At 67.4% G+C, this 24,251-nt stretch carries 17 protein-coding genes; 11 read left to right on the forward strand and 6 right to left on the reverse strand.

Annotated elements, in window-relative coordinates; genetic code table 11:
• The first annotated feature begins 40 nt into the window (after positions 1-40).
• The 4 genes from aceF to CR157_RS09200 all read left to right on the forward strand — a co-directional run bounded on the left by aceF (position 41) and on the right by CR157_RS09200 (position 4,660).
• The gene (gene aceF / locus CR157_RS09185) at positions 41-2,014 is read left to right on the forward strand and encodes a pyruvate dehydrogenase complex dihydrolipoyllysine-residue acetyltransferase (protein WP_110283229.1); all 1,974 of its coding nucleotides are present in this window, start codon (positions 41-43) and stop codon (positions 2,012-2,014) included.
• A 250-nt stretch (positions 2,015-2,264) separates the two neighbouring features.
• Positions 2,265-2,921 (forward strand): adenylate kinase, encoded by a 657-nt coding sequence (gene adk / locus CR157_RS09190; RefSeq protein WP_110283230.1) that lies wholly within the window; start codon positions 2,265-2,267, stop codon positions 2,919-2,921.
• Between the two features lie 267 nt (positions 2,922-3,188).
• Complete coding sequence (tsaB, locus tag CR157_RS09195) at positions 3,189-3,893, forward strand: tRNA (adenosine(37)-N6)-threonylcarbamoyltransferase complex dimerization subunit type 1 TsaB (RefSeq protein WP_110283231.1); 705 nt, start codon at positions 3,189-3,191, stop codon at positions 3,891-3,893.
• A gap of 62 nt (positions 3,894-3,955) precedes the next feature.
• Entirely contained in the window at positions 3,956-4,660 is a 705-nt protein-coding gene (locus tag CR157_RS09200; RefSeq protein WP_258364132.1) for a class I SAM-dependent methyltransferase, read from the forward strand.
• Between the two features lie 12 nt (positions 4,661-4,672).
• Here CR157_RS09200 and plsB read toward each other — a convergent pair whose 3' ends face one another.
• Complete coding sequence (gene plsB / locus CR157_RS09205; protein WP_258364120.1) at positions 4,673-7,132, reverse strand: glycerol-3-phosphate 1-O-acyltransferase PlsB; 2,460 nt, start codon at positions 7,130-7,132, stop codon at positions 4,673-4,675.
• Positions 7,133-7,260: 128 nt separating this feature from the next.
• Between plsB and CR157_RS09210 the strand changes: the two genes are divergently transcribed.
• Positions 7,261-8,382, forward strand: coding sequence for a phospholipase D-like domain-containing protein (locus CR157_RS09210; protein ID WP_110283233.1), 1,122 nt, complete (start codon positions 7,261-7,263; stop codon positions 8,380-8,382).
• A 263-nt stretch (positions 8,383-8,645) separates the two neighbouring features.
• On the opposite strand, the gene CR157_RS09215 is transcribed toward CR157_RS09210, so the two are convergent.
• Positions 8,646-9,299: a YecA/YgfB family protein gene (locus CR157_RS09215; RefSeq protein ID WP_110283234.1), complete on the reverse strand. Its 654-nt coding sequence runs from the start codon at positions 9,297-9,299 to the stop codon at positions 8,646-8,648.
• A gap of 166 nt (positions 9,300-9,465) precedes the next feature.
• Between CR157_RS09215 and CR157_RS09220 the strand changes: the two genes are divergently transcribed.
• From CR157_RS09220 to CR157_RS09230, 3 genes are all read left to right on the forward strand, one after another.
• Positions 9,466-10,020, forward strand: a complete 555-nt coding sequence (locus CR157_RS09220; protein ID WP_110283235.1) for a SprT family zinc-dependent metalloprotease — start codon at positions 9,466-9,468, stop codon at positions 10,018-10,020.
• A 164-nt stretch (positions 10,021-10,184) separates the two neighbouring features.
• Positions 10,185-12,134, forward strand: coding sequence for an acetate--CoA ligase (acs, locus tag CR157_RS09225; RefSeq protein WP_110283236.1), 1,950 nt, complete (start codon positions 10,185-10,187; stop codon positions 12,132-12,134).
• A 250-nt stretch (positions 12,135-12,384) separates the two neighbouring features.
• Complete coding sequence (locus CR157_RS09230) at positions 12,385-13,047, forward strand: LuxR C-terminal-related transcriptional regulator (RefSeq protein ID WP_110283237.1); 663 nt, start codon at positions 12,385-12,387, stop codon at positions 13,045-13,047.
• A gap of 373 nt (positions 13,048-13,420) precedes the next feature.
• Here the strand turns inward: CR157_RS09230 and CR157_RS09235 are convergent, their stop codons facing one another.
• From CR157_RS09235 to CR157_RS09250, 4 genes are all read right to left on the reverse strand, one after another.
• Positions 13,421-17,371, reverse strand: a complete 3,951-nt coding sequence (locus tag CR157_RS09235; protein ID WP_110283238.1) for a hybrid sensor histidine kinase/response regulator — start codon at positions 17,369-17,371, stop codon at positions 13,421-13,423.
• Positions 17,372-17,476: 105 nt separating this feature from the next.
• Positions 17,477-17,992 carry a hypothetical protein gene (locus CR157_RS09240; RefSeq protein WP_110283239.1) on the reverse strand — a complete coding sequence of 172 codons (516 nt, stop codon included), beginning with the start codon at positions 17,990-17,992 and terminating at the stop codon, positions 17,477-17,479.
• A gap of 95 nt (positions 17,993-18,087) precedes the next feature.
• Positions 18,088-19,884 carry a sodium:solute symporter family protein gene (locus CR157_RS09245; protein ID WP_110283240.1) on the reverse strand — a complete coding sequence of 599 codons (1,797 nt, stop codon included), beginning with the start codon at positions 19,882-19,884 and terminating at the stop codon, positions 18,088-18,090.
• Between the two features lie 6 nt (positions 19,885-19,890).
• The gene (locus CR157_RS09250) at positions 19,891-20,151 is read right to left on the reverse strand and encodes a DUF4212 domain-containing protein (RefSeq protein WP_110283241.1); all 261 of its coding nucleotides are present in this window, start codon (positions 20,149-20,151) and stop codon (positions 19,891-19,893) included.
• Between the two features lie 526 nt (positions 20,152-20,677).
• On the opposite strand from CR157_RS09250, the gene CR157_RS09255 reads away from it, so the two are divergent.
• The 3 genes from CR157_RS09255 to ttcA all read left to right on the forward strand — a co-directional run bounded on the left by CR157_RS09255 (position 20,678) and on the right by ttcA (position 24,210).
• Positions 20,678-22,501, forward strand: a complete 1,824-nt coding sequence (locus tag CR157_RS09255; protein WP_110283242.1) for a DUF294 nucleotidyltransferase-like domain-containing protein — start codon at positions 20,678-20,680, stop codon at positions 22,499-22,501.
• 48 nt (positions 22,502-22,549) lie between these two features.
• Positions 22,550-23,176, forward strand: a complete 627-nt coding sequence (locus CR157_RS09260) for a 3'-5' exonuclease (RefSeq protein ID WP_110283243.1) — start codon at positions 22,550-22,552, stop codon at positions 23,174-23,176.
• A 131-nt stretch (positions 23,177-23,307) separates the two neighbouring features.
• Entirely contained in the window at positions 23,308-24,210 is a 903-nt protein-coding gene (ttcA, locus tag CR157_RS09265; protein WP_110283479.1) for a tRNA 2-thiocytidine(32) synthetase TtcA, read from the forward strand.
• Positions 24,211-24,251: the final 41 nt, after the last annotated feature.

Below are 24,251 nucleotides of genomic sequence, written 5' to 3' on the forward strand. Positions count from 1 at the left end.
GGCCCGCCTGTTCCAGGCACGATTTGGAAGGAGCGCGACCTTGAGTAGCGAAATCATCAAAGTTCCCGACATCGGTGGCGATACCGATGTGGAAATCATCGAGATCGCGGTGTCGGAAGGCGACGTGATCGACGTCGAGGATACCCTGATCACCCTGGAGTCCGACAAGGCCTCCATGGATGTACCGGCGCCGAAGGGCGGCAAGGTCATCAAGGTGTTGGTCAAGGAGGGCGACACCGTCTCCGAAGGCGACGATATCGTCGAGCTGGAGGTGGCCGGCGGCGGGGCCGCCAATCCCGCACCGGCCGCCGAGCAGCCTGCTGTGGCGCCGGCGCCCGAACCGGCTCCTGCGCCGGCGGCGCCAGCGGCCGCGGCTGCTGGTGGCAAGCGTACCGTGGAGGTCAAGGTGCCGGATCTCGGTGGTTCGTCCGACGTGGAGATCATCGAGGTGGCGGTGGCCGAGGGCGACGAGGTCGCCGAAGAGGACACCCTGATCACCCTGGAGTCCGACAAGGCCTCCATGGACGTGCCCAGCCCCCACGCCGGCAAGCTCGTCTCGTTGACCGTCAAGGAGGGGGATACCGTCTCCGAGGGCGATGTCATCGGTACCATGGAGATCGCGGACGGGGGGGCCGGTGAGGGCGGCGGTGAGGCCGAGACGCCCGCGGCCGCCGAATCCCGTGCCGAGCCCGCTCCGGCCGAGGAAGAGGAGGTCGCCAGCGGCGAGCCCGAGCGCCGCGAGATCCGGGTGCCGGATCTCTCCGGCTCCTACGATGTGCCGGTGATCGAGATCGTCGCCACCGTGGGCGACGATCTCGACGAGGAAGACCCGCTGATCACCCTGGAATCCGACAAGGCCTCCATGGACGTGCCCAGCCCCTTCAAGGGCAAGCTGGTGGGGCTCTCCGTCGCCGAGGGCGATACCGTCTCCGAGGGCGACCTGATCGGCTATATCGAAGTGGCGGGTGCCAAGCCGACACCGAAGCCGGCCGAGCGGAAGGCCGAGGCGCCGAAGGCCGACAAGCCGGCACCGACACCGGCCGGGACGCCGAGCCCGGAAGCCCAGATGGCGGCCCACAAGCCCCGCGACAGCAAGCTGGTCCACGCCGGTCCGGCGGTACGCATGCTGGCCCGCGAGTTGGGGGTCGACCTGGGGCTGGTCAAGCCCAGCGGCCCGAAGGAGCGGGTGCTGAAGGAGGATGTCCACGCCTACGTCAAGCAGGTGATGGCCGGCAAGGCCCAAGCGCCTGCCGCCGCCCCGGCGGCCGCCGGCGGTTCCGGCATCCCGCCGATCCCGGACCAGGACTTCAGCCAGTTCGGCGAGGTGGAAGAGAAGCCCATGGGCCGCCTGATGAAGATGGGCGCCACCAACCTGCATCGCAGCTGGGTCAACCTGCCCCACGTCACCCAGTTCGACGAGGCGGACATCACCGAGCTGGAGGCCTTCCGCAAGTCCATGAAGGCCGAGGCCGAGGCCCAGGGCGCCAAGCTCACGCCGCTGCCCTTCCTGATCAAGGCGTGCGCCTTCGCCCTGCGTCAGTACCCGCAGTTCAACGTCAGCCTCACGTCCGACGGCGAGACGGTGGTGTGGAAGAAGTACGTCCACATCGGCATTGCCGTGGACACCCCGGACGGCCTGATGGTCCCGGTGATCCGCGACGCCGACAAGAAGTCGCTGATCGATCTGGCCAAGGAGTCCGTGGAACTGGCCAAGAAGGCCCAGTCGAAGAAGCTCAAGCGCGAGGAGATGACCGGCGGCTGCTTCACCATCTCCAGCCTGGGCTCCATCGGCGGCACCGCCTTCACGCCGATCGTCAACGCCCCGGAGGTCGCCATCCTCGGCATCTCCAAGGCGCAGATGAAGCCGGTGTGGGACGGCAAGGCCTTCGAGCCACGGCTGACGATGCCGCTGTGCCTCTCCTACGACCACCGGGCGGTCAATGGCGCCGATGCGGCGCGCTTCACCGCCTTGCTCGGTCAGTTGCTGACCGATATCCGCCGCCTGCTGCTGTAATTGCCCGGGCGATGGATCGACGACGGCGCCGCGAGGCGCCGTCGCTGTTTGGTGCGCCGATCGGGCACCATGGCCCAGGGAAGACCAAAGTGCTATTCGGCAGTCAGCGAATTGATCTGCAACCGGTTTTTTCCGCTTTCTCCACGACTTTCGGGTCGGGTCGCTTGTCTACGGACGATGCCACGGTTATCGTTCCCTCCCATCCCTTTCTTCGCTTGTGACGACCACTTACCTACCGAGGTACAAGAACATGCGTTTGATCCTGTTGGGCGCCCCGGGTGCCGGCAAGGGCACCCAGGCCCAGTTCATCTGCGAGCGGTTCAAGATTCCGCAGATTTCCACCGGCGACATGCTGCGCGCCGCGGTCAAGGAGGGCAGTGAGCTGGGGCTCAAGGTCAAGGAGATCATGACCAGCGGGGGCCTGGTGTCCGACGACATCATCATCGCCCTGGTCAAGGAACGCATCGCCCAGCCGGACTGCGAGAACGGCTTCCTGTTCGACGGCTTCCCGCGCACCCTTCCCCAGGCCGATGCCATGAAGGACGCGGGGGTGAAGATCGACCACGTGCTGGAGATCGCCGTCGAGGACGAGGAGATCGTCAAGCGCCTGGCCGGCCGTCGCGTCCACCCGGGCTCCGGCCGCGTCTATCACGTCGCGTACAATCCGCCGAAGGAAGCGGGCAAGGACGACGTCACCGGCGAGCCGCTGATCCAGCGCGACGACGACCGCGAGTCCACCGTGCGCAACCGCCTGGCGGTCTACCACGAGCAGACCGCGCCGCTGGTCGACTACTACCGGCAGTGGGCCGAACAGGACCCGGAGGCCGCCCCAACCTACCACCGCGTCGAGGGTGTCGGCAGCGTCGACGAGATCACCAGTCAGGTGCTCGAGGCCCTGGAGGGCTGATTCTCCCCGATATAGGGCAGAACAGTTGGGTGGTTGCGGGGCGCCGGGGATAGGCCGAAGAGGAGGTCCGATGCCATGGATGGCATCGGTAGCGCCCAGGGAGGGGTTCACAGCGCCTCCTCGCAGGCCTGTCGCCGGACCAGCCCCGCTCCTGAAGCGTTTGGAGCATGCCCGACTGCCTTCTGATGGCCCGCTTAAGCGGGCCATCGTCGTTTCTGGCCAGGCCACGTATAATGACCCCCCATTTCGCTGTGATGGCCGAGCCCCATGTCGATCCTGCTGGCCCTGGATGCCTCCTCGAGCGCCTGTTCCGTCGCCCTGCTGCGGCGCCGCGCAGGGGCCGATGACGAACTCCTCTCCCGCTTCGAACTGGCCCCCCGGGAGCACACCCGGCGGCTGCTGCCCCTGGTCGACGAGGTGCTTGCCGAGGCCGGCCTCGAGGCGACGGCCCTCGACGCCGTGGCCTACGGTCACGGCCCCGGCTCCTTCACCGGGCTGCGCATCGCCGCCGGGGCCGCCCAGGGGCTGGCCTATGGCCTCGACCGGCCGCTGATCGGTGTCTCGACGCTCGCCGCCCTGGCCCTGGGGGGGCATCGTCGCCACCACTTCCGCTACCTGGTCACCGCCCTGGACGCCCGCATGGGCGAGATCTACGTGGCCGCCTGGCAGTGCCGTGACGGCGTCCCCGAGCCGCTCGCCGAGGAGGCAGTGATGCCGCCGGCACGGCTGCGCCTGCCGTCGGGCCACGAGGATCATGACTGGGTGGGGGTCGGTTCCGGCTGGGGGCTATGGGATGCCATGCCCGCCGAGGTACAGGTCGGCATCGGCCAGCACCTGCCCGAGATGGAGGCCGACGCCGCCGACATGGTGCTGCTGGCGGCCCGGGCCTTCGAGGCGGGCGAGGGGCGAGCCCCCCACGAGGCCCAGCCGGTCTATCTGCGCGACCGGGTGGCCTGGAAGAAGGCGCGATGAGCGAGCGTCCGCCCCTGGTGGTTCACGGGGCGGCCCTGGCGGAACTGGCCGCCCGGCTCGGGATGCCCCTCGGCGAGCCGGAGGAGGCCGAGCTGACCCTGGAACGCCGCGAGGACCGACTGGTGCTGGCCGGCGATCCCCGGCGCTACGGCCACCCCCTGGCGGTGGACTTCGTCGCCGGCCGGGCGGCCCATCGGCGCCGTTTCGGCGGCGGGCGTGGCCAGCTGATCGCCCGGGCGTGCGGCCTGGGCAAGGGCGTGATGCCGTCGGTGGTGGACGCCACCGCGGGACTGGGGCGCGACGCCTTCGTGCTGGCGAGCCTCGGTGCCGAGGTGCTGCTGGTGGAGCGGGTGGCGGCGATCTTCGCCCTGCTCGAGGATGGCGTGGCCCGGGCCCTGGCGGACCCCGAGACCGCCGAGGTCGCCGCCCGGATGCACCTGGTCCACGGCGATGCCACGCGGGAGCTCGATGCCCTGGTGGCGGCCAGCGGCGTGGCCCCCCAGGTGGTCCATCTCGATCCGATGTTTCCCCATCGCGACAAGTCGTCCCTGGTCAAGAAGGAGATGCGGCTCTTCCGGCTGCTGGCCGGTGACGACAACGACGCCCCACGGCTGCTGGAGGCGGCGCTGGACGTGGCCACGCACCGGGTGGTGGTCAAGCGACCACGCAAGGCGCCGCCCATTGCGGGGCCCGCGCCCCGGCACGTCATCGCGGGCAAGACCAGTCGCTACGACCTCTACGTGCACCGTTCGCTGACCAGCGGCTGAAGGGCGCGCGACTCAGGCTTCCCGGCGGCGGGTGAGCAGCTGCAGCCGGTGGCGCAGCGCCGGGTCGAACAGCTCGCGCGAGCGCTGGGCGGCCCGGCGCAGTCGCTCGTCGAACATGAGTCGCTCTCCCTCGCGCCACAGCCAGCCTTCTCGCTCCAGGCTCTCCTCCAGGTTGGCGAACAGCCGCGTATCGAAGAACTCCGGGGCATCGAGTCCCGAGAGCAGGGCCAGCCGTTCGGCCAGTTGGCGGCTGCGCTCGGCCAGCTCTTCGGCGACCAGCTCGCCCGGGCCGGCGTCGAGCAGTACCGCCAGCAGCAGGTAGCCGCGTTCCAGCGAAGGCTGCATCAGTTGGCCGAGCAGGCGCAGCCGTTCGCCGGCCTCGAGGGGTTCCTCGGGGCGACGCCACCCCTCGCCGGCGCGCTCGAGCAGCCCCTGGTCGACCAGCAGGTCGAGCATCTCGGCCAGCGCCGCGCGCAGTGAGGCCGGCGGTTCGATGACCAGCTCCCGGGCGAGTATCGGCCAGCTGGGCGAGAGCAGCGCCTCCAGGGTATCCAGGCGGTGGGTCGGCTGGTGGCGGAAGGCGAAGGCGACCAGGCCGGCCAGGGCGAAGAGATGCATCACGTTGTTGCGATACCAGGCCAGCAGGCCGGCCTGGCCGGCATCGGCGACCAGGATGTCGCCCAGCGGATGGGCTCGCCGCTCGACCATGCCCAGGGCCACCACCTGGTCGATCCACTCGACAGGGGTGCCCTCCGGGAGGCTGGTGTGGGCGCCGCCGGGATGGTGCCGCTGCAGGTCGACGAGCAGGGCGAGCTGGCGCTCGAGCAGGCTGACCTCGATGGCATGGTGAGGCGTGGCCAGCAGCACCAGGGCCACCAGGTTGACCGGGTTGAGGGCTGCCGCGGCGTTGATGCGTCGACACAGCTCCTCGCCGAGCCGCGGCACCAGGGGAGTGAGCCAGGCGGGGCGTTCCTCGCCCAGGGTCTGGCGCCAGTCGCCCACCTCCCGGTCCAGGTAGTCGGCCAGGGTGAGGGGCTCGCCGACGTTCACCGCCACCCGGCCGAAGGGCTGGCGCAATTGGCCGAGCACCCGCAGCAGCGCCAGCGGGCTCTCCTTGCGCTTCCTGCCGCCGCGCAGCTCGCGCTGGTAGCTGGCATTCTCGATGATCCGTTCGTAGCCGATGTAGATCGGCACGAAGGCCAGCCGTTGCTGGCCGCTGCCGGCGGCGCGGCGCAGGTAGGAACGCAGGGTCATGAGCAGCATGCCGGGACGGGCGGCGAGCAGGCGCCCGCTGCGCGACCGTCCGCCCTCGATGAAGTACTCCAGAGGGTGACCGCGGGAGAGCAGCCGGTGCAGGTACTCGTTGAACACCGCCGCATAGAGCCGGTTGTCGCGGAAGCTGCGGCGCAGGAAGAAGGCGCCACCACGGCGCAGCAGCGGGCCGATCAGGGGCATGTCGAGGTTGCGGCCGGCGGCAATGTGCGGCGGCATCAGGCCATCCCGGTAGAGCACGTAGGAGAGCAGCAGATAGTCGATGTGGCTGCGGTGGCAGGGCACGTAGACCAGGGTATGGTCACCGGCCAGGCCCTTGACCCGCTCCAGGCCACGGACTTCCACGCCATCGTAGAGCCGGTTCCAGAGACGCCTGAGCAGGCCGTCCATGAAGCGCAGCACCGGGTAGGCCATGTTGGAGGCGATCTCGCGCCCGTAGCGCAGGGCGCGCTGCTGCAGGCGGGCCCGGGAGGTTCGCTCCTCCTCGGCCAGGGTCTCGATCACCTGGCGCACCTCGGGGCTGCGCACCACGCCTTCGATCAGGGTGCGCCGGTGGGAGAGGTCCGGCCCCAGTACCCGGGTGCGCAGGCGGCGGAAGTGCACGCGCAGCAGCCTGGCCGCCTTGCGGTTGGCGAGCGCCGCCCCGCGCTCGTCGAGAAGGTCGCCGAGCCGGAGCGGGGCCCCGAAGTGCAGCTCCACGTTCTTGCCGTTGAGCAGCACCGAGAGCGCCCGGCGCAGGCGGCCGGTGAACTGCCAGCTGTCGGCGGCCAGCATCTTCCAGAAACCGAAGCGCTTGCCCGGCGCCCGGCCCCAGAAGACGCTGACCGGTACCAGCTGTACCTCGTGTTCGGGATGCCTCCGGCGCTGCTCTAGCAGCGCCAGGAAGGGCGCTTCTTCCCGCCGCGAGGCGCGTCGCCACAGGTGGCGGCGGGGTGAGGGCAGGGCGAGGCAGGCCGGCAGGGCGATCTCGCCGGCGCGGCACAGGCCGGCGGCCGGGGGCAGGCCGCGGGCGCGGCAGAGCGACTCGAGCAGCAGGGTGTCGGAGAGGGACGGGTGGGGCAGGACATAGAGCACCGGCAGCGTCGGGTCGAGGTCGAGCTCGTCGGTGGCGGGTTCGATCAGCCGGAACTCCACCCAGGAGGCGATCAGCCGTCGCAGCGGCGCGCGCAAGGGGGTCATCAGCGTGCGTATGAAGGCCATCCGATTGCCTTGGCTGAGGAGACGAGGTGGCCAGTATAGCCATCGCGGACCGGCCGGTCAGGGGCGCGGCTTTTCCTGGCCCGGCAAACGTGCGTCAATGCGGTGGAAAATCGCACAGGGACGCGGTCATGCACGGCATGTGGAGAGACGGCAATCACTTCCAGCTGCTGCCGGAGTCGGCACGCTTCCTGCCGGCCATGTTCGAGGCGGTCCAGGCGGCGCGCGAGTCGATACTGATCGAACTCTACCTGATGGAATCCGGCCGCCTGGCCTCGGCGCTTGCCGATGCACTGCTCAAGGCCGCCGAACGCGGCGTGGCGGTGATGCTGATGCTCGACGGCTATGGCGCCATGGGGCTCTCCAGTGACGACCGGGCGCGCCTCGAGGCGGGCGGGGTGGCGCTGCGCTTCTTCAACCCCCTGGGCTTCCATTCGCTGACCCGCAACCTGACTCGCGACCACCGCAAGCTGCTGGTGGTGGATGGCCGGGTGGCCTATACCGGCGGCTTCGGCGCGGTCGACGAGTTCCTCGACGCCTGGTACGAGGTGGCGGTGCGTATCGAGGGGCCGGTAGTGGCCGACTGGGTGCGGCTGTTCTGCCGCCTGTGGGATTCGCCGCTGACCCGGGGCAGCGGCCAGCCCGACCTGGTGCACAACCTGCGCCTGGATGTGTCGCCCCACGAGGACTACCGGGGCATGCGCGGGCGGGTGGTCTGGGGCCAGGGCTATCGCTACCAGGCGATCCGCCATTCGCTGCAGCGCCAGGTGTCGTCGGCGCGAGGCCGGATCTGGATCTGCACGCCCTATTTCGTGCCCACCTTCAGCCTGCGCCTGCGGCTGGCGCGGGCGGCCCGCCGCGGGGTCGACGTGCGCCTGCTGCTGCCGGGCGAGCTGCACGATCATCCCGGCATCCGCTACGCCGGCCAGCGCTTCTACGGTCGCCTGCTCAAGGCCGGGGTGCGCATCTTCGAGTTCCAGCCCACCTTCATCCACGCCAAGTTCTCGCTGGCCGATCACTGGGCGAGCATCGGCTCGTGCAACTTCGACCACTGGAGCCTGCACTGGAACCTGGAGGCCAACCAGGAGGTGGATGACCACCGCTTCGCCGAGGAGGTGGCCGAGCTGTTCGAGCGCAACTTCGCCACCAGCCGCGAGATCCGGCGGGAGGAGTGGTCTCGGCGTCCCCGCTGGCAGCGCCTCAAGGAGTGGCTGTTCGGCAGCCTGGACGGGCTGCTGACGCGACTGAGGTAAGCGCTCTTTGGGTAGCCTGTAGGAGCCCAGCTCCGCTGGGCGAATGGAGGCCGAAGGCCTCCCGGTGGTGTCAACCTAAGGTTTGGCCATGACGTCGGAGGTCTTTGATCAGGGCGCTCAAGGCGCGGCTTTACCGGCGACAGGTCTTCGCGGAGGCGCTGTGAACCCCTCCCTGGGCGCTACCGATGCCATCCCTGGCATAGGACCTCCGCTGCGACCTATCCCCGGCGCCGTTTGCGTCGCGGTAATCCGCTGCTTGGGCCTTAACGCCTGCGGCCACCCTTGCCGCCGCGACCGGCGGGCTTCTTCTTGCGCGGGGTAGGCTTGGGGGTTTCCGGCGGGACGCGGTAGTGCAGGTAGAGGTCCAGCACCAGTTCCGGCAGTTGGCTGACCAGGGCCTCGAGTCGCACGGTGTCGGCGGTGAACTCGGCCATGTCCGGCTCCTCGTCGAACAGCCCCGAGAGTGCCATGAAGGGCAGCAGCAGGGTGGCGGCGGCCTCCTCGTCGTCCTCGAACCAGGCCGCCTCGTCGAGGAAGACCCCCTCCATGAAACCGGCACACCAGTCGCCGATCGGCGTCTCCTCCGGTGCCAGGCCGTCGAGGGTGAGTTCGAAGGGCAGTTCCGGCAGCAGGCCCTGTTCCAGGGCGGCGATGGCGTTGCGCCTGAGCTGCTCCAGCAGCCCGAGGATGGTCTCGCGCTCATTGTCGTCGGCGAAGGCCGGCTCCCCGTGGAAGAGCTCGGCGACCCAGCTGGCGGGGGGCACGTCGCTGGGCGCCACGGCCAGCGCCACCAGGAAGCCGTGGGCGCCGATCAGGTCCAGGGCATCGGCGTCGACCCGCTCGGAATCGAGGAAGTCGTCGAGCAGGTCGAGGGCATCGTCGTCGAGGAGGGGAGCGGGCTGCGGGGTATCGGACATCGGTACTCTCACGGAAGAGACAGGACAATGGCTATTAACGTTTCTTTGCCCACCTTGGTGGGGCGGGGCTATCCCGGCGCCCCTCGTCAATGGCCAACTGCAATAGCCCTGACGGACGGGGGTAGAGACTTTACGCCCGGCGGGCGAACGGCCATTCTAGCATCCCATGAACACTCCCGTGCTGCCCCATCCCGACCCCGACCGGCTGGCCGCCCTCGACCACGAGGCGCTGCTGGCGGCCCTGCACGAGCGGGTCGAGGCCGCCTGGCGGCTGTGCCACGAGGTGCACCCCGGGCTGCCGCGGCCACGGCTGTGGTGCGACCTGCGCGGCAAGTCCGCCGGCCAGGCCCATTTCGGGCGCGGTGGGCTGCGTTTCAATCCGGTGCTGTTGGCCGAGAACCGTGAGACCTTCCTGGTCGAGGTGGTGCCCCACGAGATGGCCCACTGGCTGGTTCAGCATCTCGACGATGGCCACCTGGCCCGGCCCCATGGCCGCGAGTGGCAGACGGTGATGCGCCGGCTCTTCGGTCTCGAGCCACGCACCACCCACCGCTTCGACACCCGCCGGGCGAGCCCCGCGCCGCACCGCTACCGCTGCGGTTGCCGCGAGCACGGCTTCACCGCCCGTCGTCACGCCATGGCCCGCCGGGGACATCGCTACCGCTGCCGTCACTGTGCTCAGACCTTGGTCTATCTCGGCCGTGCCGCGCTCGAAAACTAGTGCGTAACTCATTGTGCTAAAAAGGAAAAATGTTGCTACCAATGTCTAAAGGGAAGGCCGTGGCCGGCGGTATATGCTGGTGTCACCTTATATGGTGCCGGCGCGCCCGACGACGACGCGGCCGGCGACGTTAACCAGGGTGCATCTCCCGGAAGAGGCAAACCATGACCGAACAGCAGAAAGTCCATCCGGTACGCGACGATTTCGCCGCCAATGCCCACGCCGACTGGGCCAAGTACCAGGCCATGTACCAGCAGTCGCTGGACGATCCGGAAGGGTTCTGGGCCGAGCAGGCGAAGCGTCTCGACTGGATCAAGGCGCCGACGAAGATCAAGCATACGAGCTTCGATTCGCACAACGTCGACATCCGCTGGTTCGAGGACGGCACCCTCAACGCCAGTGCCAACTGTCTCGACCGCCACCTGGCGACCCGTGGCGACCAGACCGCCATCATCTGGGAGGGCGATGACCCCGCCGATTCCCGGCACGTCACCTACCGCGAGCTCTTTGATCGCACCTGCCAACTGGCCAATGGCCTCAAGGAGCTGGGTGTCAGGAAGGGTGACGTGGTCACGCTCTACATGCCGATGATTCCCGAGGCTGCCGTGGCCATGTTGGCCTGTGCGCGCATCGGGGCCGTCCACTCGGTGGTGTTCGGCGGCTTCTCGCCGGATGCCGTGGCCCAGCGCATCATCGGGGCGGACTCCAAGTTGGTGATCACCGCTGACGAAGCCGTGCGCGGCGGCAAGCAGGTGCCGCTGAAGGACAACGTCGATGCGGCCCTGACCCGTCCGGGCACCGAGGTCTGCGAGAAGGTGCTGGTGGTCAAGCGCACCGGCGGCGAGATCGACTGGCAGGACGGTCGCGATGTCTGGTACCACGACTTGGTCGAGAAGCAGGCCACCGACTGTCCGGCCGAGGAGATGAACGCCGAGGATCCGCTGTTCATCCTCTACACCTCCGGTTCCACCGGCGCACCCAAGGGGCTCAAGCACACCACCGGTGGCTACCTCGCCTACGCCAGCCTGACCCACCACTACGTCTTCGACTACCAGGACGGCGAGGTCTACTGGTGCACCGCCGACGTGGGCTGGGTCACCGGCCACAGCTACATCGTCTACGGGCCGCTGGCCAATGGTGCCATCACCTTGATGTTCGAGGGCGTGCCGAGCTATCCGACCCACGGCCGCATGGGCGAGATCGTCGACAAGCACAAGGTCAGCGTCCTCTACACTGCGCCGACCGCTGTGCGTGCCCTGATGGCCCATGGCGATGACGTCATGGCCTCGAGCCAGCGCGACAGCCTGCGCCTGCTCGGTTCGGTGGGCGAGCCGATCAACCCCGAGGCCTGGGAGTGGTTCTACCGGGTGATCGGCAACTCCAAGTGCCCGATCGTCGATACCTGGTGGCAGACCGAGACCGGCGGCATCATGATCGCCCCGCTGCCGGGCGCCATGGACCTCAAGCCCGGTTCGGCGACCCTGCCGTTCTTCGGCGTGGTGCCGGCGCTGGTCGACAACGAGGGCAACCTGCTCGAGGGGGCCACCGAGGGCAACCTGGTGATCCTGGACTCCTGGCCCGGCCAGGCCCGCTCGATCTGGGGCGACCACGACCGTTTCGTCCAGACCTACTTCTCCACCTACCAGGGCATGTACTTCACCGGCGACGGCTGCCGTCGCGACGAGGACGGTTACTACTGGATCACCGGCCGGGTCGACGACGTGCTCAACGTCTCCGGCCACCGCATGGGCACTGCCGAGATCGAGTCCTCGCTGGTCGCGCATGATGCCGTGGCCGAGGCCGCCGTGGTCGGCTTCCCCCATGACATCAAGGGCCAGGGCATCTACATCTACGTCACCCTGACCGATGACGTGGAGCCCAGCGACGCCCTGAAGAAGGAGCTGACCCAGTGGGTGCGCAAGGATATCGGGCCGATCGCCTCACCGGATGTCATCCAGTGGGCCCCGGGCCTGCCCAAGACCCGCTCGGGCAAGATCATGCGTCGTATCCTGCGCAAGATCGCCGCCAACGAGTGCGACGGCCTGGGCGACACCAGCACCCTGGCCGACCCGTCGGTGGTCGATGAACTGATCGAGCACCGCGCCAATCGCTGACGGTAGAGACCGTCGGCAGGGGCGCTCCCGTGCATGCCGGTTCGTGCCGGGAGAGCACGCCAGCGCCCCGCCTTCCCCTTTCCCTGCCGGCCCCCGTGGCCGGCTTTTGCGTATTCGTTGACGCCCTTTGTCGACAGCGCTCGTCGAGCGCTTGGGAAAGCCTTCCCGCATGGGGTAACATGCCGTCATCGATAGAAGAGCCCAGTGTGGCGGCCGCCGGCCCGCTGCTCGAGGAACCGGAGGAGAATCCATGGCCTTTGCCCAGAAATTCATCGTCGCCGATGACCATCCGCTGTTCCGTGCAGCCCTGACCCAGGCACTACGCCAGCTGGCGCCCCAGGCCGAGATCGTCGAATCGGACACCATGGAGGCCACCACCGAGGTGGTGACCCGCCATCCCGATGCCGACCTGATCCTGCTCGACCTGCACATGCCTGGTGCCCATGGCTTTTCCGGCCTGATCCAGCTGCGCGGCCAGACGCCGGACATCCCGGTGGCGGTGGTCTCGGGCAGCGACGAGCCCCATGTGGTGCGTCGCGCCATCGACTACGGCGCCTCGGGCTTCATTCCCAAGTCGTCATCGCTTGCGCTGATCGCCGAGGCGGTGGGCGAGATCCTCGACGGCGAGGTGTGGTTGCCGGCCGAGCTCGCCGAGGCGATGGGCGAATCCGACGAGGAGGAGACCCGTTTCGCCGAGGCGATCGCCTCGCTGACCCCCCAGCAATTCCGGGTGCTCAACATGCTCACCGAGGGGCTGCTCAACAAGCAGATCGCCTATGAGCTCAACGTCTCCGAGGCGACCATCAAGGCCCATGTCACCGCCATCCTGCGCAAGCTCGGGGTGCACTCCCGCACCCAGGCGGTGATCGCCGCCCAGAAGCTCGAGGTCGAGCCGCCCAAGGTCGAGTCGTAAGCCCGAGCTGGAAGATAGCCGCCTACGCGAGCGGCGCCGGGGCCAGGCCGGCGCGGAGGTCCTTTTCCAGGGATGGAAAAGGTAGCGCCCAGGGATGGGTTCACAGCGCCTCCGCGAAGGCCTGTCGCCGGGTAAGCCGCGACTTCTCTCCCCACCAGCCTGCTGCCGGGTACGACGGCCACTGCGCTCGCGATCCCGGGAACGAAACCCTGGCACTTCGCTTGCGGCCTGCGCGTCGGGCCGGAACAAGGTCCCTCTTGCCGGCCCTGAATCGGCATCCCTGCCGATTCCCACGCGCCACTTCGCTCAATGCCAGCGTTCCCGGGTATATCTCGCTTCACTGCAGTGCCGTCTTGTTCCGTGGGGCTGGGCGCTACCCCTCCTGCCTGGCCGCCCGGCTCGCCTGCAGGGTGCGGGTAAGGAGGGCGCGCAGGGCCGCGGGGCGCACCGGCTTGAGTAGCAGCTGGTAGCCGCTGCGCTTGATCTCCTCGGCCACCTCCTCGGTGCGGTCGGCGGTGATGACGATGCCCGGTGTCGCTCCCTCCAGCCGCTCGCCGAGGGCCTCCAGGGCCATCAGGCCGGTGACCTCGTTGTCCAGGTGGTAGTCGGCGAGAATGGCGTCCGGGTCGCCGTCCAGATGGCGCAGTACCGACTTGGCGCCGCCGATGGTGGTGGCGGTGAATACCTCGCAGCCCCAGCCCGAGAGCATCGCCTTCATGCCCTCGAGGATCAGCGACTCGTTGTCGATGCACAGCACCCGGGTGCCGGCCAGCTTGTTGCCGGCCCGCCTGGGGGCGGCATCCTCGGCCTGCTGGGCCTCGGTGCGCGCGGCCACCACCGGCACACTGACCGAGAACATGGTGCCGACGCCCTGCCGGGAGTGCACCCTGATGGGGTGGTCGAGCACCCGGCTCATGCGGTCGGCGATGGAGAGGCCCAGGCCGAGCCCCTTCTCGCTCTCCTTGTGCCGTGAGGCCTGGTCGAGGCGGCGGAACTCCTGGAAGATCTCGGCTTGCTTGGAGTCGGGGATCCCCGGGCCGCTGTCCCACACCTCGATGGCGAGCCGTTCGCCGTGGCGACGGCACCCCAGCAGCACGCGCCCCTCCTGGGTATAGCGGATGGCGTTCGACAGGAAGTTCTGGATGATCCGGCGCAGCATCTGGGGGTCGCTGTCGACCCAGGAACGGGTCGGCACCACCACCAGGTCGAGGCCGCGGTCCTCGGCCATCACCTCGAACTCGGCACGCAGGGGGCGGAAGATGTCGGCCAGGGCGAAGTGGCTGCGCCGCGGGGTCAGGGCGCCGGCATCTAGCTTGGAGATATCGAGCAGGGTGCCGAGCAGCTCCTCGGCGGCCTGCAGCGAGTTGTCGATATGCCCGATGGTGCGTTTCATGTCGGCGGCATCCATCTCCTGGGAGAGCGCCGAGGTGAACAGCCGCGCGGCATTGAGTGGCTGCAGCAGGTCGTGGCTGGCCGCGGCCAGGAAGCGGGTCTTGGAGGCGTTGGCGTCTTCCGCCACCTGCTTGGCCTGGCGCAGGGCCAATTCTGCCTCGGCGCGTACCCGGTTCTCCTGACGCAGGGCGGCGTTGGCCTCGGAGAGCGCCTGGGTCCGCTCGCGGACCCGCTCCTCCAGGGTCTCGTTGGTCTCCTTGAGGGCGATCTCCGCCAGGCGCCGCTCGGTGATGTCCTGGTAGAGGGCGAAGAAGCCGAGGATGGCGCCGCTGTCGCCGAAATGCGGCGTGTAGGTGACCAGCATGTAGCGGGTCCCCTCGGAGAGGGGCAACGAGACCTCGAAACTGACCCGCTCGCCGCTCAGGGCTCGCTCGATCCAGGGGGCCCGGTTGCGGGCCATCCCCGGCGAGATCACCTGCTCGATGTGCTTGCCGATCACCGCGTTGCGGTCGATGCCGAAGGCCTGCTCGTAGGCGCGGTTGGTGAAGAGGTAGCGGCACTCCTTGTCGAAGTAGGCGATCAGCGCCGGCACGTTGTCGGTGTAGATGCGGATGTTGTTTTCCGAGCGGATCAGCGCTTCCTCGATGCGCTTCTGCTGGGTGATGTCCTGGTAGGTGTAGACGAAGCCGCCACCGGGCATGGGATTGCCCTGCACCTCCAGCACACTGCCGTCCTGGCGGTAGCGCACGTAGCGATGGGGGTGACCCTCGCGGATATTGTCAATCAGCAGTCGCACGTGCTCCTCGGGATCGCCGGGGCCGTACTCGCCGTTGTGGGCGTTGTAGCGGAAGATCTTGTCCATCGGGGCGCCGACCCGGATCAGGTGGTCGGGAAAGCGGAACAGCTCCAGGTAACGCTGGTTCCACACCACCAGCCGCAGGTTCTGGTCGACCACGCTGATGCCCTGGTTGATGTTCTCGATGGTGGCCTGCAGCAGGGCACGGTTGAACTCCAGCACCTGGGAGGCCTCGTCGACGATGGAGATGACGTCCGAGATGCCGATGCCGCGCCCCTGCAGGGCCGAGTTGACCACGATGCGCGCCGAGGAGGCACCCAGCACCGAGGCCAGGAAGCGCTCGGTGAACTGGATCACGTCGATCGAGGCGCGGGTGCTGTCGTCCAGCGTCTTGCCGGTGCGCCGGGCATAGTCGTCGAAGGCGCGGCTCACCTGGCCGGCGCCAAGGAAGCGCTCGCACAGCACCTTGAGGTCGCCGACGGTGGTGGCACCGGTCCAGGGGCGGTTCACCGAGGTCTGGCGGGTCTCGACGCTGTCGACGAATAGCGAGGCCTGGATGCGCTCGACCACCCGCTGGGGGGTCATCTGCGAGATGAAGATGTAGCAGAAGAGATTGATGCCCAGCGAGAGCATCACGCCGTGGGTGAAGCTGTCGCCAACATTGAGGCCGAACAGCGAGGTGGGGGTGAGCCAGGCAATGCCGAGCGGCCCGCCGGCGAGCCAGTGCCCCGGCAGCACCCCGGCGGAGATCATCGCCGGCATCAGCAGGCTGTAGGCCCAGATGGCGAAGCCCGCGTTCATGCCGACGATCACCCCGAGGCGGTTGCCGCGCTTCCAGTAGAGGCCGCCGATCAGGGCCGGGGCGAACTGGGCGGCGGCGGCGAACGACAGCATGCCGATGGAGGCCAGCGAGGTGAATTCGCCGATCAGCTGGTAGAAGCCGTAGGCCAGCCCCAGGATCACGGCGATGGTGATGCGCCGCGCGCGCAGCACCAGGCGGCCGTAGTCGCGTGCCTTGGTGTCGAACCAGCGCAGGCGGAACAGCGCCGGGATCACGATCTCGTTGGAGATCATGATCGATACCGCCACCGCGGCCACGATCACCATGCCGGTGGCCGCCGAGAAGCCGCCGATGAAGGTCAGCAGGGTCAGCCACTCGTTGTTCGCCGCCATCGGCAGCGCCAGCACATAGGTGTCCGGCTCGATGCCGCTGTCGGCGAACATCGTCAGGCCGGCGGCGGCCAGCGGCAGCACGAAGAAGGCGAAGGCCACCAGGTAGAGCGGAAAGAGCCAGCGTGCCTTGGTGGCGTCGTCGCGGTGGGTATTCTCCACCACCGCCACGTGGAACTGGCGGGGCAGGCAGAGGATGGCCAGCATGGCGAGCAGGGTCTGGGCCCAGAAGCTCTGGCCGAAGTCCTGCTGGGCGAGCTGACGCTGCAGTTCCAGCTGGGTCTCGGCCCGCCCCAGCAGATCGCCGAGGCCGTCGAACATGCCCCAGGTGACGTAGGCGCCGAGTATCAGGAAGGCGAGCAGCTTGACCAGCGACTCGAAGGCCACGGCGTGGATCAGCCCCTCGTGGTGCTCGGTGGCGTCGGTGTGGCGAGTGCCGAAGAGGATGGCGAAGGCCGCCATCACCAGCGCCACGTAGAAGGCGGTGTCGCCGAACAGCGGGGTGCGGGTGATGTCGGTGGCATCGGTGAGCACGGCGAAGGAGGTGGCCACCGCCTTCAGCTGCAGGGCGATGTAGGGCAGGGTGCCGATCAGCGCCACCAGGCTGGCGAAGGCCGCCAGCGACTGGGTCTTGCCGTAGCGCGAGGCGATGAAATCGGCGATCGAGGTGACGTTCTGGTGCTTGGCGACGCGGATCATCTTGGCCAGCACCGGCCAGAACAGCAGGAACGTCAGGATCGGCCCGGCATAGATGCTGGCGAAGGACCAGCCGGCGGTGGCCGCCTGGCCCACGGCGCCATAGAAGGTCCAGGAGGTGCAGTAGATGGCCAGCGCCAGGCTGTAGATCACCGGGCGGCGCCGGCTGGCGCCGTGCTCGCGGGCATGCCGGTCGCCCCGCCAGGCGATGGCGAACAGCACGGCGATGTAGAGCAACGAAACGGCAATCAGCAGCCAGCCAGCGAACATGCGCACTCCCCCCTGTGTGCGCCCATTCTAGGGCAATGCCGCCCGAGAGGGCAGCCGGGCGTCGCTCGGTCGACCGCTGGCCGTCAGTTGCCAGGGAAGGCAGGCTCACTCCTCGGTGCATACCGCCCGGAACAGGGGGGCGTCGGCGTCGACACTGCTCAGCTCGGCGAAGCGTGGCCGGCGCTCCTCACCCACGAGGGGCAGCTTGGATTGCGTGGTGCAGTTCATCAGCCAGGCCTGGTGTGACACCTGGTCCACGTACTGTCGCTCGAAGCGATAGAGAATGAACTCGACCAGTCGGTGGTGCTCCACCTGCGTCGGGACCAGGTTGTCCCGGTCCACGACGCTGAAGGCCGTGGTCATGGGGAAGATGTAGGTCCAGGGACGCCAGAAGGCGCCGCCCTTCTCGATGGAGACGACCCGAGCCGACTCGGGCAGTTGGAACTGTTTCTGGCTGAACCAGGAGTACTCGTAGTGTATCTGGTAGCCCAGCATGCCGAGGCCGGCACAGACGGGGATGATCCAGCGTGGCAGCCGCTTGCCGCTGACGAGACGCAGCAGCAGGCCGATCCCCGCGGCGCCCAGGCCGGCAAAAATCGCCCCGATCAAATGCCATAACATAAATCGACCTTCCTGAAAGAGATCGGGCTTCCCCATGGAAGCCCGATCCGGTTTGGGTCCCCGACCCGGAGCCCGGGTCGGGCAGCCATTATGGCTTAGTGGCCGGTCGCGATACCAGCACCCTTCGGATAGCGGACGCTTTCCACCAGGTCCTGGATTTCCTGCGGCGGCTCCTCGGTGGCGCTGGAGACGGCGAAGGCCACGGCGAAGTTGAAGATCGCGCCGACCGCACCGAAGGAGAGCGGCGAGATGCCCAGGATCCAGTTGTCCGGCGTGTTGGGCAGCATGTTGGTCTCCGGAATGAAGAACCAGCCCAGGTAGGTGAAGATGTAGAGCAGGGTGGTGCCCAGGCCGGTCAGCATGCCGGCAACGGCGCCCTTGTTGTTCACCCGCTTGGAGAAGATGCCCATCATCAGCGCCGGGAACAGCGAGGCACCGGCGATACCGAAGGCGAGTGCCACCGTCTGTGCCGCGAAGCCCGGGGGATTCAGGCCCAGGTAGGTCGCCAGCAGGATGGCGCCGGCCATGGAGATCCGCGCCGCCAGCATCTCGCCCTTCTCGGTGATCTTCGGGTTGATCATGGTCTTGATCAGGTCATGGCTGATGGCCGAGGAGATGGCCAGCAGCAGGCCGGCGGCCGTGGACAGTGCCGCGGCGATACCACCGGCGGCGATCAGGCCGATGACCCAGCTCGGCAGGTTGGCGATCTCCGGGTTGGCGAGGACCAGGATGTCGTTGTTGACGGTAAGTTCGCTGCCTTCCCAGCCACGTTCTGCGGCGGTTGAAGCGAAGGCTTCGTTGCCGTCGTTGTAGACCTGGATGCGGCCGTCGCCGTTCTTGTCCTCGAAGGTGATCAGGCCGGTCTCTTCCCAGGTCCGGACCCACTCGGGACGCTCCTCGTAGAGGATGGGGTTGGTGGCGGCTTCATCGTAGTTCTCGACCTGGCCGGCCATATCCGGATAGACGGTGGTCATCAGGTTCAGGCGTGCCATGGACCCCACCGCGGGAGCGGTCAGGTAGAGCAGGGCGATGAACACCAGGGCCCAGCCGGCAGACCAGCGCGCATCGGCCACCTTCGGCACGGTGAAGAAGCGGATGATGACGTGAGGCAGGCCCGCGGTACCGACCATCAGCGACAGGGTGAACAGCACCATGTTGAGCTTGTTGTCGACATCGGCCGTGTAGTCGCGGAAGCCCAGCGCATTGATCACGTCATCCAGCTTCGCCAGCAGCGGCACACCGGACTCGGAGTGGGTGCTGAACAGGCCCAGGCCGGGAATGGGGTTGCCGGTCAGCTCCAGCGAGATGAACACGGCCGGGATGGTGTAGGCGATGATCAGCACGATGTACTGGGCCACCTGGGTGTAGGTGATGCCCTTCATGCCGCCGAAGACCGCGTAGAGGAAGACGATGAAGGCCGCGATCCAGATGCCCCAGGTATTGGAGACTTCCAGGAAGCGGGAGAAGGCCACGCCGGCACCGGTCATCTGGCCGATGACGTAGGTGATCGAGGCGACGACCAGGCAGATCACGGCGACCAGGCGGGCGGTGTTGCTGTAGAAGCGGTCACCGATGAAGTCGGGCACCGTGAACTTGCCGAACTTGCGCAGGTAGGGCGCCAGCAGCATGGCCAGGATGACGTAGCCACCGGTCCAGCCCATCAGGAAGGTGGAGTTGGCGTAGCCCCCGGAGGCCAGCAGGCCCGCCATGGAGATGAAGGAGGCCGCGGACATCCAGTCGGCGGCGGTCGCCATGCCGTTGGTGATCGGGTGCACGCCGCCACCGGCCACGTAGAAGTCCTTGGTCGATCCGGCACGGGCCCAGATCGCGATGCCTATGTAGAGGGCGAAGGAGGCCCCTACGAACAGCAGGTTGATTGCAAACTGACTCATGCTGGCTTACTCCCCGAGTCCGAACTGTTTATCGAGTCGGTTCATCTTCCACGCGTAGAAGAAGATAATGCCGATGAAGGTCAGGATCGAACCCTGCTGGGCGAACCAGAAGCCCAGGTCCGTACCGCCGATGGGGATGGCTGACAGCAGGGGACGTAGCAGGATGGCGAATCCGTAGGACACCAGCGCCCAGACGATCAGGCAGCCGGCAATCAGACGGATGTTCGCCTTCCAGTAAGCAGCGGCATTGGATTTCTCATCTGCCATGGTGTTGCTCTCCACTTGTTATTGAGAGGGTGAGAAGGTGCGCCGATCATTCCACAAGCCCCATCGGGGCAATCGCACGTATACAACGACTCTCCCTCGAACGGTCCTCCTGTACGAGGATGTTGCCAGCCTGTCGGTGACAAGGATTGTCGACGTGCGATTGCCCCGCATGACTCATGGTGGATACTGGGCAATGAACGGGAAAAATAAATCCCAGACTTTGGTATCATGAATAAATAGCGATGGAATGTCGTTTGTACTTTTCTATATATATCAGTAACTTATTAGATGTTGTGGCCGTGGGTTGCGAGTCATCCAGAGGGGGCATGGGACGATGGTCTAGCCGGCCAGGTATGGGACGATGGTCTAATCACGCAGGGCGCTATGACGTTGGTCTAATTCGGAAAGGATAGGACGATTGTCTAGGTTCTTTCCTGGATCATCACTTTGCTATCTTGAAGTCACCGTGGCCGTGACGGGCCTATGAACCTGCGGGGTGAGACAGCCGCCTAACGAGGACAGCCCCATGGTCGATGTCGATCTCTCTCAACCGCCCTTCACCTTTCTGGATGATGAAGGACGCGCGCGCGTTCGCAGTGGTATCGACCTGGCCTATTTCGATCGTGACGAGATCATTCTCGAGGCCGGCCAGCCCGGTGAGTTCGTCTTCATCATCCACAAGGGCGAGGTCGCGGAACTGGACACGACCCTTCCCGGTGCGCGCGAGCGCATCGGCCACTACACCCATGGCGACCTGTTCGGTGCCATCAGCATCCTCAACGGCAAGAGCCGCTATCGCTTCCGCGCCGAGCAGGAGAGTCTCTGCTATCTGCTGCCGAAGGCCCTGTTCCTGCAGTTGTGCGACGACTATCCGGCCTTCGCCGAGTTCTTCCGCCAGACCCTGGCCCACAAGGCCCGCCTGTTGACCGAGCAGCGCGCCGAGGGGGGGGTGACCATGGCCGGCTTCATGCTGGCCAGGGTCAGCGAGTGCATGCGCCAGCCGCTCTGCGTGGGGCCGGCGTCGACCATCGCCGAGGCGGTGGCCACCCTGCATGACAGTCACGCCGATAGTCTGCTGGTCAACGGCGAGCAGGGGGCGGGCATGGTCACCAAGACCGACCTGCTCAACGCCCTGGTGCTGGAGGGGCGTGAGCAGGACAGCCCGGTGCAGGCGGTGGCCCACTTCGAGCTGGTGACGGTGACGCCGGACCAGTACCTGTTCGAGGTGCTGGTGGTGATGACTCGCCACAAGGTGGAGCGGGTGGTGGTCATGGAGCAGGGCGCGCCCTGCGGCGTGGTCGAGCTGACCGACGTGCTCAGCTACTTCTCCAGCCGCAGCTACGTGGTCAGCCTGCAGGTGGCGCAGGCGGACAGCCTCGAGGCGCTGGCCGCGGCCAGCCGGCGTACCCCGGAGCTGGTGAGGGCGCTGATGGCCCAGGGAGTCAAGCTGCGCTTCGCCATGGGGCTGCTGGCGGCGCTGAACGGCCGCATCATGAACAAGGCCTGGGGCTTTCTGATCGACGAGCGCTACCACGGTGACAGTTGCCTGATGGTGATGGGCAGCGAGGGGCGCGGGGAACAGATTCTCAAGACCGATCAGGACAATGGCCTGATCCTGGCCGATGACCTCGACTGGCCCGACTGTGCCGAGCAGATGCAGCGACTCACCGACACCCTGATCGAGCTCGGCTATCCGCCCTGCCCGGGCAATATCATGGTTTCCAACCCGGAGTGGGTGGGCAGCGTGACCCAGTGGCGCGGCCGCATCGCCCGCTGGGCGGCGGGCCGCGACGGCGACAGCCTGATGAAGCTCGCCATCCTGCTCGACTCCCATGCGGTGGCAGGCAACCCGACCCTGCTCGAGCAGGTCCGCGAGGAGCTGTTCGAGCGCTGCTCCCGGGACGAGATCCTGCTCTCCTACTTTGCCCGCCCGGCATTGCGCTTCTCCACGCCGCTGACCCTGTTCGGCTCGTTGAAGAAGCCCCAGCACGGCATCGACATCAAGAAGGGCGGCATCTTTCCCATCGTCCACGGGGTGCGTGCCATGGCCCTGGAGCGCGGCATCCGCGTGACCTCGACGCTGGAGCGCCTCGACGCCCTGGCCGAGGACGGTCGCCTGGAGGCTCGTTTCGCCGAGGACCTGGGCGAGGCGCTGTCACTGTTCACCCAGCTGCGCCTCGAGCAGCAGCTGGCGCGCCTGGACGGCGATGGCAGCAAGGGCGGGAAGCCCGATCGGGTGGTGGTGCAGGAACTCTCGTCGCTGGAGCGCGACCTGCTCCGCGAGGCGCTGCACATCGTCAAGGATTTCAAGCAGCGCCTGTCGCATCGCTTCCATCTGGAATATTCATGACGCGCGGCGCTCTTTCAGGGATCGACAACAACAACAGGAGGTCACTCCATGCTCAAGGTACTGCGCCGGGCCGCCGACCGGCGTCGCCAGGCCGACGGCTATTATGCCTGGCTGTTCCAGCCCTACACCGGCGACGAGCTGGTCGCCATCGATAGCGAGACCACCGGGCTCGATACCCGCAGTGCCGAACTGGTGTCGCTGGCGGCGGTGAAGATTCGCGGCGATCGGGTGCTGGCCAGCGAATCACTGGACCTGCGCCTGCAGCGGCCCGCGTCGCTGAGTGGCGACTCGATACGCATCCACGGCCTGCGTGGCATCGACCTGGAGGGTGGCGAAAGCATCGGGGCGGCACTGGGCCGCTTCCTTGACTTCATCGGCAACCGGCCGCTGGTGGGCTGGTGCCTGGATTTCGATCTGTCGATCATCAACCGGGAGTTGCGGCCGCGCTTCGGCTTCGACCTGCCCAATGCCGGCATCGACGTGGCGCATGCCTATGTCCGTCAGCTACGCCGCAGCCATCCCGAGGTCGAGCCGGGCCTGCGCTTCGAGCAGGTGGCCGGCGCCCTGGGGGTGCCGGTGATGGGACGCCACACCGCCCTGGGCGATGCCGTGACCACGGCGCTGATGTATCTGCGCCTGGAGCGAGGCGCCATGCTGGCGAAGCGGAGCTCGTGAGCCCCTCGTCTCGAGGGTCAGCCACGGCATGGGCATCCTCCGGGCCGTCGACGCCGTGCCGTCGCCAGGCGGCGGCGGTGGTGGTAGGATAGGCACCCGTGATTTCCAGCCGCTCTGGCAGCGCCCCGACCATGCAAGACGCCGTGATCTTCGACCCCAACCCTGCCGATGCTCCCGCCACAGCAGGCGGCGCCACCACCCTCGATGCCAGGGGCAAGCGCGAGTTCAACAAGCTGCAGAAGCGCCTGCGACGCCAGGTGGGCAATGCCATCATCGACTACGAGATGATCGGCGAGGGCGACCGGGTGATGGTCTGCCTGAGCGGCGGCAAGGACAGCTACACCCTGCTCGAGATCCTGCGCAGCCTGCAGCGCAATGCTCCGGTGCGCTTCTCGCTGGTGGCGGTCAACCTCGACCAGAAGCAGCCCGGTTTCCCCGAGCAGGTGTTGCCCGAGTACCTGGATGGCATCGGGGTGGAGTACCACATCCTCGAGCGCGACACCTACTCGGTGGTCAAGGAGAAGACCCCCGAGGGCAAGACCACCTGTGCGCTCTGTTCGCGGCTGCGTCGCGGCTCGCTCTACGGCTTCGCCGAGGAGATCGGTGCCACCAAGATCGCCCTGGGCCACCATCGCGAGGACATCCTCGAGACGCTGTTCCTCAACCTCTTCTTCGGCGGCAGCCTCAAGGCGATGCCGCCCAAGCTGCTCTCCGACGACGGCCGGAACATCGTCATCCGTCCGCTGGCCTATTGCCGGGAGGCGGACATCGCCGAGTTCGCACGGCTGATGGACTTCCCGATTATCCCCTGCAATCTCTGCGGTTCCCAGCCCAACCTGCAGCGCCAGGTGGTCAAGGAGATGCTCGCCGAATGGGAGGCCAGGCACCCCGGCCGGCTCGAGAGCATGTTCAAGGCGGTGACCAACGTGGCGCCCTCGCAGTTGGCCGACCGCGAGCTTTTCGACTTCGCCGGCCTGGAGGAGAAGCAGGCCCGGCGGCAGGCCGACCGCATCGATATCCATCAGGAGCTATAAGCCATACCGGGCTTCGCCCGGAGCTGTAAGCTTTAAGCCGT

Source organism: Halomonas sp. LBP4, assembly GCF_003202205.1.
Taxonomy (GTDB): Bacteria; Pseudomonadota; Gammaproteobacteria; order Pseudomonadales; family Halomonadaceae; genus Halomonas; species Halomonas flagellata.